A 13,893-nucleotide genomic window follows, 5' to 3' on the forward strand; every position below is an offset into this window, starting at 1 on the left:
GCCTACCCACAGCGCACTGATTGGCTGGGGATGGCTCAAAGTTTATAGATTCGATTTTGGAGATAAACTCAGATATTGGTGAATAACTATCTCGAAAACCGGGATAATTGGCGGTCACTTGTCGACTCTTCAGGCCGCTGCCAGCCGGAGCGCTGAGCTACACATCAAGGTGCCAATATTGCCCCCTGCGCCTGGCCAGAACGCAGGTTGGTGAGTAGATCCCTGGTCGGCGGGCTCTAGTATTTGGGGGCTCCCTGGCTTTGTTACAGATCAGTCCGCGCTCATCGCTATGGCTGCTGAGTGGCACCCTGAGTTAATGGGGCTGGCGTTGATCAACCCCGCGCCAAGGTCGCGCAGTAGCTGTCCGTTCTGCCGTTAGCTGTGGCCATACAGCTTCAATAACTCGTCGACCAGGTAACGAATTTTGGGCCGCAGATGATTGCTCTTCGACCATAGTGCGTGGACCTCGACAGGCGCCGGTTCAAAGGGCTCGAGTACCGTAACAACAACCTGCTGGGCGATGTCCTTTTCAAATAGACAGAGCGGCATCTGGCAAATACCGAGGCCGGCTCGCGTGGCTTCAATCATCGCTTCGGCATCGTCAAACTGATAGGTCGGTGGTGGCGAGAACTTCAAGGATTGCCCGGCCTGGGCCATTTTCCAGGGCATTAGGCTGCCGCGGCGATAGCCGACGATGCTGCGGTGCTGGCCCATGTCCTCGAGCGTCAACGGCGTACCATATTCTTCCAGATAACCCGGCGCTGCACAGGTTACCCAGCGGTGTGACGTCAGGCGTCTGGCCACCAGGCCGGGGACGTTGTCGACGCTGCCAAAACGAATGGCCAGGTCGATACCTTCTTCCGTCAGGTCCACCAGTTGGTCGCTAAAGGTCAAGGTCAGTTGCAACTGCGGGAAGCGTTTGCTCATCTCCAGTAGCACCGGCAGTACCACCTGTTTACCGAACGCGACCGGCATGTCCACCCGCAAGCGCCCTGTGGGCACGCCTAACTTGTTGCCGAGGTTGCTCTCGGTGGCCTTGATCTCCTCCAGCGCATTGGACCACACGGTGAAGTAGGCCTCGCCATCCGGAGACAGGGACAAGCGGCGGGTCGAGCGATAAAACAGGCTGGTACCCACCCGTGCCTCCAGCCGTGCAATCGCCTTACCTACGGCCGACTTGGACAGCCCCAGGCGCTCGGCTGCCTCTGTGAAGGTCGCAGAGCGGGCGGTGGCGAGAAAAATATGGATGCCGCTGAAGGAATCTTCGGAGGTCATTGCCGTTTTCCTAGGCGCAAGAGTTGGTAGCAAATTACGCTACCTATCTGTGATTTCAAGGTTGTTTATCAGCTTGCTGCTCTACCTTAGCATGGCTGCTGACTCAGCAACCCTCTGCATCTATCGCATGGGGTTGGTCATTTACTTCTGTGAGGACGCCCCATGAAAGACGAAGTCATCAGCATTTTTACCCTAAGCCTGGCTCCGGAAGACTTCCCTGAATTTAAAACGCTGGTTGCCAAGATTGTCGCCGCTACGAGCGAAGAGCCTGGCACCTTGATGTACGAATACAGCGTCAACGAGGCTCGCACTGAGGTGCACATTATCGAGCGTTACCGTGCCGATGCTGTCGTTAACCATATTGAAGAAACCTTCGCGCCGTTCGGCGAAAAGTTTCTCGAGCTGGTGAAAATCACCAGCCTGCTAGTTTATGGCAACCCAGACGCGCCGACGCGCAAGCACCTGGATGCCTTTGGCGCGGTGTACATGAATCCGTTTGATGGGTTTACCCGGACCTGACACCGCCAGTCAGTAGCCGGCGGACAAGACCGCTGACTATTCAGCAACCGATCTAACCTGCCGGGTACTACCTGGCGCTAGAGGGTCAATACGCATGCACATCAATCTTGCCGGCAAGACCGCTTTGGTTACTGCCTCCACAGGCGGCATCGGCTTCGCCATTGCCCATGGCCTGGCGCTCACCGGCGCTATCGTGATCATCAACGGGCGGAGTGACAGCTCGGTCGAAAAAGCCCTGGCACGTTTGAGCGAAGCGGTACCGCAGGCCACCTTCAGCGGAGTCGCGGCTGATCTGGGCAATGCCGACGGCGTTGGCGTTCTTACAGCTGCGCTTCCCACCATCGACATTCTGGTCAACAACGCCGGCATCTATGGTTTGGCCGATTTCTTCGAGGCCGATGACGACTGCTGGGAAGACTATTGGCAAACTAACGTAATGTCCGGTGTTCGCCTGAGCCGCGCGTTGGTTCCAGCCATGGTCCAACGAGGTTGGGGTAGGGTGGTGTTTATCTCCTCGGAGTCAGCCCGAAATATCCCGGCCGATATGGTTCATTACGGCGTAACCAAGACGGCGCAACTGGCGTTGTCGCGTGGCTTGGCCAAACGTGTGGCCGGCAGCGGCGTAACCGTTAACAGCGTGCTGCCAGGCCCGACACTGTCTGATGGCTTGGCTGAGCTGCTCAAAGGAGAGTCTGCCCGCTCCGGCAAATCCTTGGAGGCCGTCGCTGCCGAATTCGTCATGACCCACCGTCCCACCTCGTTGATTCAACGTGCGGCCACGGTCGATGAGGTCGCCAATATGGTCGTCTATATCTGCTCCACCCAGGCGTCAGCCACCAGCGGCGCTGCGCTGCGGGTCGATGGCGGCGTGGTGGACGATATCCTCTGAACCCTTGACTACCTGGCACGTGTGTTCCGCACGGGTGACCTGAAGGTCACCGGCGCGCACGCTGTCAGTGAGTGAGCAGATCTCCAATCGATTCCGCTGCCAGTTGATACGAACGGCAACGCGCCGTCGGGTCGTAGATGCGCGCATCAATCATCAGTTCGTCTACGCCGGTGGTAGCACTAAACAACCACCGACTGAAGTCGGTGGGTTAGTGAATTACGGATTGAAAGTCCGGATACGCGTCGGCTGAACGACGCGTCGCATTAGTCCGGCTCCATCTTGAAATTATCGTTCGGGCTCGGCTCTGGCATCAAGTGACCCTCCACGATCCGGCACTCACGCTGCCTCGCCAACTCATGTAGCACCTCCCCCCAGGTGCTTGCGGATCGCTCCGAAGATCGCCTTCTTACGCCTCTTCGGGATGAATACAACGTGGTACTTACAGTCCCACTTCGTGTGAGCAAGGCTTTGGTAATCTCTCATTGGGTACCCCTATCTCTTGGTCGAGATAGAAGGTTCCTGATGACCGCATCACACGGTCAACCTCAAGGAGTCCCTCGGCTAAGCCGGGGGATTACCTTGTTTATTTAAGACTTGAAAGCCAAGCGGATAGATCGTCCAACTGCCTCGATATCCCATGCCCACTCGACCCTTTCATGTGCTGCGTACGCCGGACCGGGGCATGACACCAAGGCTGAAAAGCTTTCTGGATTTTACCCTTGCCAAGTTTGGCGAGAACCCGGCAAAGGCAACCTGGCCGAAAGCAGCGAGCGGTTAGTTACGTGCTGAACGTTTCAAGGCGAAGGCTCCGTCATCCAGCAGCGCCAAGGCCAGTGCAGTGAATGCCAGAAAGACCGGGTATTCCCAGCCACCATTGGCGTTGGTGAAGCTCCAGCCATTACCGAAGTGCACGCTTGCTGCCACCAGCAGTTGCACGGTGGCTAGGGCCGCTACCCAGCGAGCGAGTACACCAAGGATCAGGAACAGGCCGCCGACCACTTCAAAGGCAATGACCGGATAGGCAAGAAAGCCGGAGAAGCCAACGGACTCAAAGAAACCTGCTGTGCCGGCCGGGGTGAACACCAGCAGCTTGGTCAGGCCATGAGCGAGAAACATCACGCCAAGGATTAGGCGTAGTACCAGGGCGGCATAGGGGAGGGTGCGGCTAGCGGCGGTCATGGGTGTTTTCCAATACGGGGAGTGTGGGTTGCCCGGGGCCACAGCTGTTTCGGCCGTGGCGCCAGGCATTGGGTAAGTGGGAATTAACGATTGAGCCAGACCGGCGCGATCTGCGTGCCGAGCCCTGCGCCATAGCCGAGGTAGATGTTCAACCCGGCCAACGCTTCCAGATAACGCGCGTTTACCAAACCGCCGGCATCCACGGTTTTCCAACCCAGGCTTTGCGCAAGAGCAACGGCGGTTTGTTTGGCTCGTGCGCTATCGCTGGCCAGGAACACGCTGCCTTGCTGCTCGTTGGCAAATGTGGGACCGCTGGCCAGCACTTGGGCGAACAGGGTGTTGAAGCCCTTGACCAGCTCCACACCTGGCAGCGCCTTGGCGATTTCCTCCGCTGCACTGGTGCTGTGGCCGATGGTCAGACCCATGTAGTCGGCTGTCAGCGGGTTGGTGATGTCGATGACCACTTTGCCTTCGAGACTGCCCAGACTTTTCAGCGCGGTTAAGGCGTCCTGGTAAGCAGTGGCGACGATCACCACTTCGTTCTGGCCAAGGGCCTGATCAGCGGCGAATGCTTCGACGTTTTGATGCTGCGCGGCGAGGGCGTGCGCCTTGTCCAGATCACGGCCGGTGATACGAACATGGTGTCCAAACTGGGACAACTGTTGAGCGAAAGCCGAGCCCATGTTGCCGGTACCGATAAGGGTAATGTTCATGTCTTTTGCCTCGTGCTGTGTGTGATGGGATCCAGTTTAAAGATTCGATTTACGAGATAAACATGATTTAATGTGACTTATAGTTCCGATAAGTGAGGCAATAATGGATCGCGCGTTGGAGATGCAGGTGTTTTGCGCCGTGGTCGACAAGGGCAGCTTTGTCGGTGCCGTCGATGCGCTGGAAATGTCCAAGGCCGCCGTTTCCAGGCATGTAAATGCGCTGGAGGAACGCCTGGGCGTACGCCTGCTGCAACGCACCACGCGACGCTTATCACTGACCGAAGAAGGACGGGTTTTCTACCAGCAAGCGCGGGAAGTGCTGGCGTTGATGGGGGAGGCGGAAAGCGCTGTTTCTTCGGGCAACCATGAGCCTGCCGGCGTGCTGCGGGTCAATGCGCCGGTGAGTTTTGGTGTGTTGCACCTGGCGCCGCTGTGGACTGCCTTTTTGGAGCAAAACCCGAAGATTGAGCTGGATATCAGCCTGAACGATCGCCAGGTCGATTTGGTGGAGGAGGGGTATGACGTCGCGGTGCGCATCGCCCGGTTGGAAAGCTCTTCACTGGTGGGGCGCCGGTTTGCCAGCACGCGGATGCGCCTGTGTGCAGCCCCGAGCTACATCAAAAGCCATGCACCAGTAGAAGTGCCGCAAGACCTGGCCGAGCACCGGGTGATTGCCTATAGCAACTTTTCCAGTGGGAACGAATGGAGTTTTACCGGGCCCGATGGCGAGCATAAGGTCAACACGCGTTCGGTCATTCGCTGCAATAACGGTGATACATGCCGATCTATTGCGTTGACTGCTGGCGGCATTTTGCTGCAGCCAAGCTTTATGGTAAGTGAGGATCTTCGGCGGGGTGATCTGGTGGAGTTGCTACCGGAGTATCGCTCGGTAGAACTGGGTATTTATGCCGTCTACCCAACCCGCAAACACCTGGCATCCAAGGTGCGGGCATTTATCAATTTTCTGGTCGAACAGTTTGAGCAGGTCGACTGGGAGTCCGGCTACCCAGCACAAAAGAGCCAAGCCCGGGCTGCAAAGAAGATGTAACACTCCTTGCAGCCCACTGGCCATTAACGCCGAATGACCTTAGGTCTTCTTCGGATCGTCGCCGAACAGCTTGCCTGCACCGGCCCAATCCGATGGCGCCACGTCTTCAAAAATGACGTAGATGTAATTGGCATCGGTACCGGTGTTTTTCACGATGCTCTGGGTGATTTCTGCAGCGACAGCTTCCTTCGCGGCGTGGTCTTTTCCTTCGAACCAGCTGACTCGTACAACGGGCATGGAGTGATCCTCTATTCAGGTTGGGTTTAGCGCGATTAGGGCTAACCATGCGGTCAGTCCGGGCTCAGCCAATCAATGCAGCAGAGCAGTCGAGAGAGAATAGGAGAGATACAGAAGGCGATAAACACGCTGTAAATCGCCTATATGTAGAAATTATTTCTCCAATCAGCCCGCCATTTACCGGCGCACCGGCGATCAACAGTTGCTAAGTACCGCTAGGGGCTGTTGCCATTTCACATGGGTAGCCATAGGAAGGCACAGGCCATGGCCACCACGCTCTCGTAATTTCTCTTGAGCTTGTCGAATCGAGATGCCACCGCCCGGTAATGCTTCAGCCGGGCAAAGGCGTTTTCCACCAGGTGCCGATTGCGGTAAAGACCTCTGTCCAGATCCGCGTTGCCTTTCACGGAGTTACGCTTTCTCGGGATCACGGCCTTGGCCCCTTGTAGCTCAACCTGCTCCCGGATTCTCTCGCTGTCATAGCCCTTATCCGCGACGATGGTTTCTGCCGCCGGGAGCTTGGAAATCAACGCGGGTGCCTGAGTGCAGTCATTGATTTGGCCACCTGTGATTTCAAACTCGATGGGCAAGCCGTGGGCGTCCACCGCCAGGTGAATCTTGCTGGTATTGCCAGCTCGACTTTTCCCTATAGCCTCATCGTTGCCGCTGGCAGCGCCTGCACTGTGCTGTGCGACCTACTGTGGCGTAGTTGGAATTCCAGTTTCGTGCAGCTACCCCGCAGTTCATCTGGGGGTAGGTTGACGGGAAGCTCGCAGGCTGAGGCTTTCGGGACCACACCAGTGGAACACGCACTCATGTCGAACAACTACCTTGAAGCCAGGATGTGGCGCTATTGAGTCTCGGCGCGACTGGAGCCCAACTGGTGTCAGAGCAGGTGCCGTGTCACCGCTGCGCTTCGCGGATCATGTTACGGGCGATAACCACCTGCTGAATCTGTGTGGTGCCTTCGTAGATACGGAACAGCCGCACGTCACGGTAGAAGCGCTCAATGGCGTACTCGCTGACGTAGCCGGCGCCACCGTGGATCTGCACGCAGCGGTCGGCGACACGACCGCACATCTCGGTGGAGAACATCTTCGCGCAGGAGGCTTCGGTACTGACGTTCTTGCCCTCGTCGCGCTTGCGCGCGGCATCCAGCACCATGCAGCGGGCCGCGTAGATTTCGGCTTTGCTATCAGCCAGCATCGCCTGGATCAGTTGGAACTCCGCGATGGGCTGGCCGAACTGTTTGCGGTCCAGCGCATAGTGCAGGGCATCGTCCAGCATGCGTTCGGCTGCGCCGACACTCAGTGCAGCGATATGCAGGCGGCCCTTATCCAGCACCTTCATCGCGGTCTTGAAACCAACGCCTTCGACGCCGCCTATCAACTGGCTGGCGGGCACTCGCGCATTTTCAAAGATCACGTCGCAGGTATGGGCGCCTTTGTGGCCCATCTTGTGGTCCGTCTTGCCCAGCGACACGCCGGGTGTGCCGCGCTCAACGATAAAGGCGCTGATACCGGAGGCGCCTTTGATTTCCGGGTTGGTACGGGCCATCACCGTGTAAATGCCCGCGTGTGGCGCGTTGGTGATGTAACGTTTGGTACCGTTGAGGATGTAGCTGTCAGCGTCACGCACAGCATTGGTTTTCAACGAGCCCGCATCGGAGCCGGCATCTGGCTCGGTCAGGCAGAACGAGCTGAGCAGCTCGCCGCTTGCCAGTTGCGGCAGGTACTGGTTGCGCTGCTCCTCTGTACCGTCAAGCAAAATGCCGATTGAGCCAATGCCGTTGTTGGTGCCGATGTAGGAACGGAAAGCCGGTGAGGTGCGACCCAACTCGAAGGCGATGTTTACCTCTTCCTCCATAGTCACGCCCAGGCCGCCATAGGCTTCCGGAATCGTTAACCCGAACAGGCCCATCTCGCGCATCTGATCGACGATGTCCTTAGGGATCGCATCCGTTTCAGCCACCTCGTTTTCCCGAGGAATCAGTACCTCACCGACGAACTGGCGAAGAGAATCCAGCAGAATCTGCAGGGTTTCGGTATCACGGATCATGTGCGCTCCTCTGGGCCCGGAAGTGGGCCGATGTAGTACGGTGCACCGTCACCCTGAAGGGTTACCGAGCGGCGGCGCCGATGTTGTTAACCATGTTGATCAGGCGAGGCCCGATATCGTCAGTGAGCTTGTCCCGTGGAAGCTGGAAGCTCGGTCCACCGCAGTTGAAGGTCAGTAACCCGAACTGCGGGTGTAACAGCGGCACGGCGACTGAGTTGACGTCGCGGTGCCACTCGCCGATCGATAGGCAAAAGCCGTAATCGGTGTAATCGCGAAACGCGCGATCCAGGCCCTTGCGGATCACCGGCCACTGTGCTGCTTCGCGTTGGCGCATGTGGTCGAGGAGAAACTCTCGCTCGCTCTCTGGCATCGCCGCCAGGCATGCGCGTCCCGCCGAGCTTTGCGCCAGTGGCAAGTAGCTGCCGATCTGCCGCCGCATCGTGGTATTGCCTTGGCCCTGAACGACGTCCAGGTAAACCATCTGCAGGCGATCCCGGGCCGCCATTGCCACTGCGGCTTGAGCGTGATTGGCCAGCTCTTCCATCAGCGGGTGCGCCACCGAGCGAATCGACAGATTCGACAGCATGGCGTAGCCGAACCCCAGCACACCGACATCCAGCTGGTACTTGCCCGAGTGCACCTCACGCTTGAGGCAGCCAAGGCGCATCAGGGTGTTGGTCAAGCGCGTCACGGTCGGCTTGGGTAGCCCGGTCATCCGCGCCAGTTCCTGATTGCCCAGCACGTTGTCGCGCGGGGTAAAGCACCGCATCAGCTCCAGCCCACGTGCCAGCGCAGTCACGAACTGGCCGCTGGTTTCGTCCTCACTCGACGCACTGGCCGGGTCGAGCATGCCCATCTTCAGTAAAGCGATTTCATCCGCTCCAGTGCTGCTCTCAGCCTTCTGCTGATCCGCTTTGTTGCGTGCCATGGTAGAACCTCATTTTTGGAAATTGCAAGCAAATAAAAGTACGTTTCGTCAGGCGAAATTATATTTGAGCCGAGATGAAATGCAAAACGCTCATTTTTAGATAGATAATATATTGATTAATAAAGAAATAATAAAATAGTTCAGATTTCTGATTTACATGAATTCGCGACCCTACCTATGATATCTCGTAAATACGAAATGCAATTTCGTATAGCGAAACGTGTTTAGAGGTGGGTATGAGTCACGAACCTGAATCTGTAGTGAACCTGGAAATTCGAGAAGACGGCGTTGCCGTCGTACGCATCGACCGGCCAGAAGCCAAGAACGCGCTCAATAGCGCGGTGCGTGAACAACTCGCCGAGCACTTTCGGGCACTGGCTCGCAATGGGCAGGTGCGGGCGATTGTACTTACCGGCGGTGACACCTGTTTTGTGGCCGGAGCCGATATCCGCGAGTTTGCCCAAGCGCGCCCGATTGAAATGTACCTGCGCCATACCGAGCTGCTGTGGGAAGCCATCTCCCGCTGCCCCAAGCCGGTCATCGCTGCAGTGAATGGTTTCGCCCTTGGCGGCGGCTGTGAGCTGGCCATGCACTGCGACATCATCGTCGCCGGCGAGTCGGCGCGCTTTGGCCAGCCAGAAGTCAAACTCGGCCTGATGCCGGGCGCCGGCGGTACTCAGCGTCTGATCCGCGCGGTCGGCAAGTTCCAGGCAATGCGCATTGCCCTTACCGGGTGCTTGGTCTCGGCCCAGCAAGCCTTGGCCATGGGCATGCTGAGTGAAGTGGTGGGCGACGAGCAGACCATTGTCCGTGCACTAGAGCTGGCCACTGAAATCGCCGCCTTGCCGCCGCTAGCCGTCGCGCAGATCAAAGAAGTGATGCTGGCCGGTGCTGACCTGCCGCTGGAGAGCGCGCTGGTGTTGGAGCGCAAGGCCTTCCAATTGCTATTCGATTCGAGCGACCAGAAAGAGGGCGCTCAAGCCTTCCTGGAAAAACGCAAAGCGATCTTCTCAGGAGAATGAGCGATGACACGTGAAATTAACCGGATGGCGGTTGTTGGCGCCGGAGTCATGGGTACAGGTATTGCTCAGATCGCCGCTCAGGCGGGCATTCGCGTCACGCTGTTTGATAGTCGCGAAGGCGCTGCGCAGGGCGCCCGCGAAAGCTTGAAAGGCACGTTGGACAAGCTGGTCGACAAAGGCAAGATTGCCAACGCCGATGCGCTGGCCACGCTCTCCCGCGTGCAAGTGGCGAGCGCCCTTACGGAACTGAGCGACGTCGACCTGGTAGTGGAAGCCATTATCGAGCGCCTCGACGCCAAGCAGGGCTTGCTCGCCGAGTTGGAAGCCGTGGTTGCCGATGACTGCATTCTGGCTACCAACACCTCATCGCTCTCCGTCACCAGCATTGCTCGCAATTGCCGACTTCCCCAACGCATCGCTGGCTTTCATTTTTTTAACCCTGTGCCGCTGATGAAAGTGGTGGAAGTCATCGATGGTCTGGCGACTGACCCGCAGGTAGGCGACAGCCTCCGAGCCCTGGCTGCCCGCATGGGGCATAGGGGTATTCGGGCGAAGGACACACCAGGGTTCATCATCAATCACGCCGGCCGTGCATATAGCACTGAGGCTTTGCAAATTCTCAAGGAAGGCGTAGCCGAACCCGCCGAGGTAGACCGTATCCTGCGCGAGGGTCTGGGTTTTCGCATGGGGCCCTTGGAGCTGTTTGATCTGACGGCTCTTGATGTTTCCCATCCAGTCATTGAGTCGATCTACAACCAGTTCTACCAGGAACCGCGGTATCGGCCTGCAGCGCTAACACGCCAGATGCTGGATGCCGGCTACGTCGGGCGCAAGGTCGGGCGTGGGTTTTACCGATACGCCGACGGCCAGATGATCGATCCACCCGCCGCACAGGCAGTACCTGCGCTGGAAGCATTTCCGCCGGTTTGGCTTGGCACTGAAAACCCCGAGGATCGTGCACGTTTCACCGAGCTTCTTCAGCAGGTGGGCGCGCGGGTCGAAGAGGGCACGGTCCCAAGCAGCGAGGCCCTGTGTTTGCTGGCACCTTACGGTCTGGATGCCACCGGCGCCGTCGGCCTGTTTGGCACCGATCCTGAGCGCACGGTGTGCATCGACCCGCTGCTGGATATCGCCCGCTACCGCACGCTGATGCTAAATCCCGCTACCCATGCCGACATGCGCGATGCCGCCCATGCGCTGTTGGGCCGCGATGGCGTGGGCGTCAGTGTGATCAATGACAGTGTCGGCTTTGTGGCCCAAAGGGTACTGGCCATGATCGTCAACCTGGCGGGCGATATCGTTCAGCAGCGTATCGCCAGTGTCGATGACCTGGATGAAGGCGTGCGCCGTGGTCTTGGTTATCCGCAAGGTCCGCTGGCCTGGGGCGATAGTGTCGGGCCCAAGCGTTTGCTCACCACTCTTGAACGCATGACCGAACTGACGGGCGATCCCCGTTATCGGCCGGGTCCCTGGCTGCGGCGACGGGCCGCCTTGGGCCTTTCATTGCGTCACAACGAACCACTCCCGACTGAACCTCAACGCTAGGATTTTCCCATGCTCGACGCCTACATCTTCGCGGGACTGCGCACGCCATTTGGCCGCCACGGCGGCGCACTCGCTTCGGTACGCCCAGACGACCTCGCCGCCCATGTGATCCACGAATTGCTCGCTCGCCACGCCATCCCTGGCGAAGCCATCGAGGACGTGATTCTGGGCAATACCAACCAGGCAGGGGAGGACAGCCGCAACATCGCGCGTCACGCCGCACTGCTTGCAGGCTTGCCCGTGACCGTACCTGGGCAGACAGTTAACCGCCTGTGCGCCAGTGGTCTGGCGGCGGTGATCGATGCCGCCCGCGCAGTGACCTGTAACGAAGGCGAACTGTTTGTCGCCGGCGGGGTGGAGAGTATGTCCCGTGCACCCTTTGTCATGGCTAAAGCAGAAGCGGCCTATAGCCGCGAACTGACGGTGTTCGACAGTACCATTGGCGCCCGTTTTCCCAACCCGAAGATCGTCGCCGAGTTTGGCAACGACAGCATGCCGCAAACGGGCGATAACGTGGCTCAGGAGTACGGCATCTCCCGTGCTGAGGCCGACGTCTTTGCTGCCGGCTCTCAGGCCCGTTATGAAGCCGCACGTAGCGCAGGTTTCTTTCAGGAAGAACTGCTCGCGGTCAGCGTGCCCACCGGGCGCAAGACGCCACCCAATGTGGTGGAGCAGGACGAGCACCCGCGCCCGCAATCGGACCTGATCGCTTTGGCTCGCCTGAATCCTCTCTCCGAAGGTGGTGTGGTTACCGCCGGCAACGCATCAGGCGTCAACGATGGCGCGGCGGCATTGCTGATTGGCTCGGCCGCGGCGGGCGAACGGCACGGCTTGGTTCCGATGGCGCGCATTCTGTCGGCCGCCGCCGTGGGTGTGGCCCCGCGCATTATGGGCGTCGGCCCGGTGGAGGCTATTCATAAGGCATTGGCTCGCGCGCAGCTCAGCCTGGCGGATATGGACATTATCGAGATCAACGAAGCGTTCGCCAGCCAGGTGCTGGGCTGCCTGAAAGGTCTGGGTGTTGCGTTCAACGACCCGCGGGTAAACCCACACGGTGGCGCCATCGCCGTCGGCCACCCATTAGGTGCATCCGGTGCGCGCCTGGCCCTGAGCACCGCTCGCGCGCTGCAACAGAGCGGCAAACGCTACGCTGTGGTGAGCCTATGCATCGGCGTGGGCCAAGGCCTCGCCATGGTGATGGAGCGTGTGTAAGTGCGCGCAAGCAAAGGTGAAATGAAATGGGTGCTTTGACTGGGTATCGCGTGCTCGACTTGAGCCGCATTCTGGCTGGTCCCTGGTGCGGCCAAACTCTGGCCGATCTGGGTGCCGAAGTGATCAAAATCGAACGGCCGGGCGCGGGTGATGACACCCGTGGCTGGGGGCCGCCATGGATGAAGGGGCAGAACGCCGAGTCCACCGGCGAGGCTTCTTATTACCAGTCCACCAATCGCGGCAAGTTGTCGGTGGCGCTAAACATCGCCAGCCCCGAGGGGCAGGAAATGGTGCGGGCCCTGGCTACCAGTTGCGACGTACTGATCGAGAACTACAAGGCCGGTTCCTTGGCCAAGTACGGGCTGGATTACGCTAGCCTCGCTGCGCTCAATCCACGCCTGGTGTATTGCTCGGTGACGGGTTTCGGCCAGACCGGGCCGCGCGCCGCAGAACCGGGTTACGACTTCATCATTCAGGGTATGGGTGGAATGATGAGCATCACCGGCGAGCGCGACGATCTGCCCGGTGGCGGCCCGCAAAAGGTAGGCGTTGCCTTCGCGGACCTGATGACCGGCCTGTACTCGACGGTGGCTATCCAAGCTGCGCTGCTCAGCCGAGAAAAGACCGGGCTTGGTCAACATATCGATATGGCGTTGCTGGATGTTCAGGTCGCCACACTGTGCAACCAGAGCCAGAACTATCTGGCTTCCGGCAAGCCGCCCGGGCGTTATGGCAACGCCCACGCCAACATTGTGCCGTACCAGGTGTTTCGCGCCAGTGATCGCGACTTCATCATTGCCTGCGGCAACGACTCACAGTTCGTCGCACTGTGCGACGCCATCGGCCTGCCAGAGCTGCCGAAAGATCCGCGTTTCGCGCGCAACGCCGACCGAGTCAGCAACCGCGAGGAGATCGTTGCCATCCTGTCGCGTCACTTTCTCGGAGGGCTCGCCGATGAGTGGGTAGGGCGCATTCACCCGCAGGGCGTACCGGTAGGGGCCATCAACAGCATTGCCCAGGCGCTGGACGAACCACAGATACTGGCGCGCAACATGCTGGTCAACATTCCCCATCCCTTGAAAGCCGACTTCGTCACGGTCGGCAGTCCGATCAAGTTGTCTCGCACACCGGTCGAGTACCTGCGCCCCGCGCCGATGCTGGGTGAGCATACCGATGAGGTGCTCAAGCGCCAGTTGGGTCTCGATGATGAGCGCCTGGCCGAGTTGAAGGCACAAGGCATCATCGAACAGCTTGGTGAACGCTGAACC

Annotated in this window: 12 protein-coding genes and 3 pseudogenes; 7 read left to right on the plus strand and 8 right to left on the minus strand. The window is 59.0% G+C overall.

The window, feature by feature from the left end:
* Positions 1–375 precede the first annotated feature (375 nt).
* Entirely contained in the window at positions 376–1,275 is a 900-nt protein-coding gene (locus H096_RS30005) for a LysR substrate-binding domain-containing protein (RefSeq protein WP_023048079.1), read from the minus strand.
* A 162-nt stretch (positions 1,276–1,437) separates the two neighbouring features.
* On the opposite strand from H096_RS30005, the gene H096_RS30010 reads away from it, so the two are divergent.
* Both H096_RS30010 and H096_RS30015 read left to right on the plus strand, forming a co-directional pair.
* On the plus strand, positions 1,438–1,794 hold the full coding sequence (locus H096_RS30010; RefSeq protein ID WP_023048080.1) for an antibiotic biosynthesis monooxygenase: 357 nt from the start codon (positions 1,438–1,440) through the stop codon (positions 1,792–1,794).
* A 94-nt stretch (positions 1,795–1,888) separates the two neighbouring features.
* Entirely contained in the window at positions 1,889–2,683 is a 795-nt protein-coding gene (locus tag H096_RS30015; RefSeq protein ID WP_023628975.1) for an SDR family NAD(P)-dependent oxidoreductase, read from the plus strand.
* Between the two features lie 308 nt (positions 2,684–2,991).
* Here the strand turns inward: H096_RS30015 and H096_RS30020 are convergent.
* The 3 genes and pseudogenes from H096_RS30020 to H096_RS30030 form a co-directional block, all read right to left on the minus strand.
* A pseudogene (locus tag H096_RS30020) lies at positions 2,992–3,166 on the minus strand (transposase); the annotation flags it as partial.
* A gap of 291 nt (positions 3,167–3,457) precedes the next feature.
* Positions 3,458–3,862: a DoxX family protein gene (locus tag H096_RS30025; RefSeq protein WP_023048084.1), complete on the minus strand. Its 405-nt coding sequence runs from the start codon at positions 3,860–3,862 to the stop codon at positions 3,458–3,460.
* Between the two features lie 83 nt (positions 3,863–3,945).
* Positions 3,946–4,590, minus strand: a pseudogene (locus H096_RS30030) (NAD(P)-binding domain-containing protein); the annotation flags it as partial.
* Positions 4,591–4,678: 88 nt separating this feature from the next.
* On the opposite strand from H096_RS30030, the gene H096_RS30035 reads away from it, so the two are divergent.
* Entirely contained in the window at positions 4,679–5,623 is a 945-nt protein-coding gene (locus tag H096_RS30035) for a LysR family transcriptional regulator (protein WP_023048086.1), read from the plus strand.
* A 39-nt stretch (positions 5,624–5,662) separates the two neighbouring features.
* Here H096_RS30035 and H096_RS30040 read toward each other — a convergent pair whose 3' ends face one another.
* From H096_RS30040 to H096_RS30055, 4 genes and pseudogenes are all read right to left on the minus strand, one after another.
* Positions 5,663–5,860 carry a 4-oxalocrotonate tautomerase family protein gene (locus H096_RS30040; RefSeq protein WP_023048087.1) on the minus strand — a complete coding sequence of 66 codons (198 nt, stop codon included), beginning with the start codon at positions 5,858–5,860 and terminating at the stop codon, positions 5,663–5,665.
* 233 nt (positions 5,861–6,093) lie between these two features.
* Positions 6,094–6,549: pseudogene (locus tag H096_RS30045) on the minus strand (IS5 family transposase); the annotation flags it as partial.
* A 214-nt stretch (positions 6,550–6,763) separates the two neighbouring features.
* Entirely contained in the window at positions 6,764–7,918 is a 1,155-nt protein-coding gene (locus H096_RS30050) for an acyl-CoA dehydrogenase family protein (RefSeq protein WP_023048089.1), read from the minus strand.
* Positions 7,919–7,979: 61 nt separating this feature from the next.
* Entirely contained in the window at positions 7,980–8,846 is an 867-nt protein-coding gene (locus H096_RS30055; protein WP_023048090.1) for an IclR family transcriptional regulator, read from the minus strand.
* A 236-nt stretch (positions 8,847–9,082) separates the two neighbouring features.
* Here H096_RS30055 and H096_RS30060 point away from each other — a divergent pair, with 236 nt between their 5' ends.
* The 4 genes from H096_RS30060 to H096_RS30075 are packed head-to-tail and all read left to right on the plus strand — an operon-like array spanning position 9,083 to position 13,890.
* A complete protein-coding gene (locus H096_RS30060) occupies positions 9,083–9,868 on the plus strand; it encodes an enoyl-CoA hydratase (protein WP_023628973.1) in 786 nt (261 codons plus the stop codon).
* Between the two features lie 3 nt (positions 9,869–9,871).
* Positions 9,872–11,413 (plus strand): 3-hydroxyacyl-CoA dehydrogenase, encoded by a 1,542-nt coding sequence (locus tag H096_RS30065; protein WP_023048092.1) that lies wholly within the window; start codon positions 9,872–9,874, stop codon positions 11,411–11,413.
* Between the two features lie 9 nt (positions 11,414–11,422).
* A complete protein-coding gene (locus tag H096_RS30070; protein ID WP_023048093.1) occupies positions 11,423–12,625 on the plus strand; it encodes a 3-oxoadipyl-CoA thiolase in 1,203 nt (400 codons plus the stop codon).
* Positions 12,626–12,651: 26 nt separating this feature from the next.
* A complete protein-coding gene (locus tag H096_RS30075; RefSeq protein ID WP_023048094.1) occupies positions 12,652–13,890 on the plus strand; it encodes a CaiB/BaiF CoA-transferase family protein in 1,239 nt (412 codons plus the stop codon).
* Positions 13,891–13,893: the final 3 nt, after the last annotated feature.

This window comes from Pseudomonas sp. FH1 (assembly GCF_000510895.2).
GTDB classification, from domain to species: Bacteria; Pseudomonadota; Gammaproteobacteria; order Pseudomonadales; family Pseudomonadaceae; genus Aquipseudomonas; species Aquipseudomonas azotoformans_A.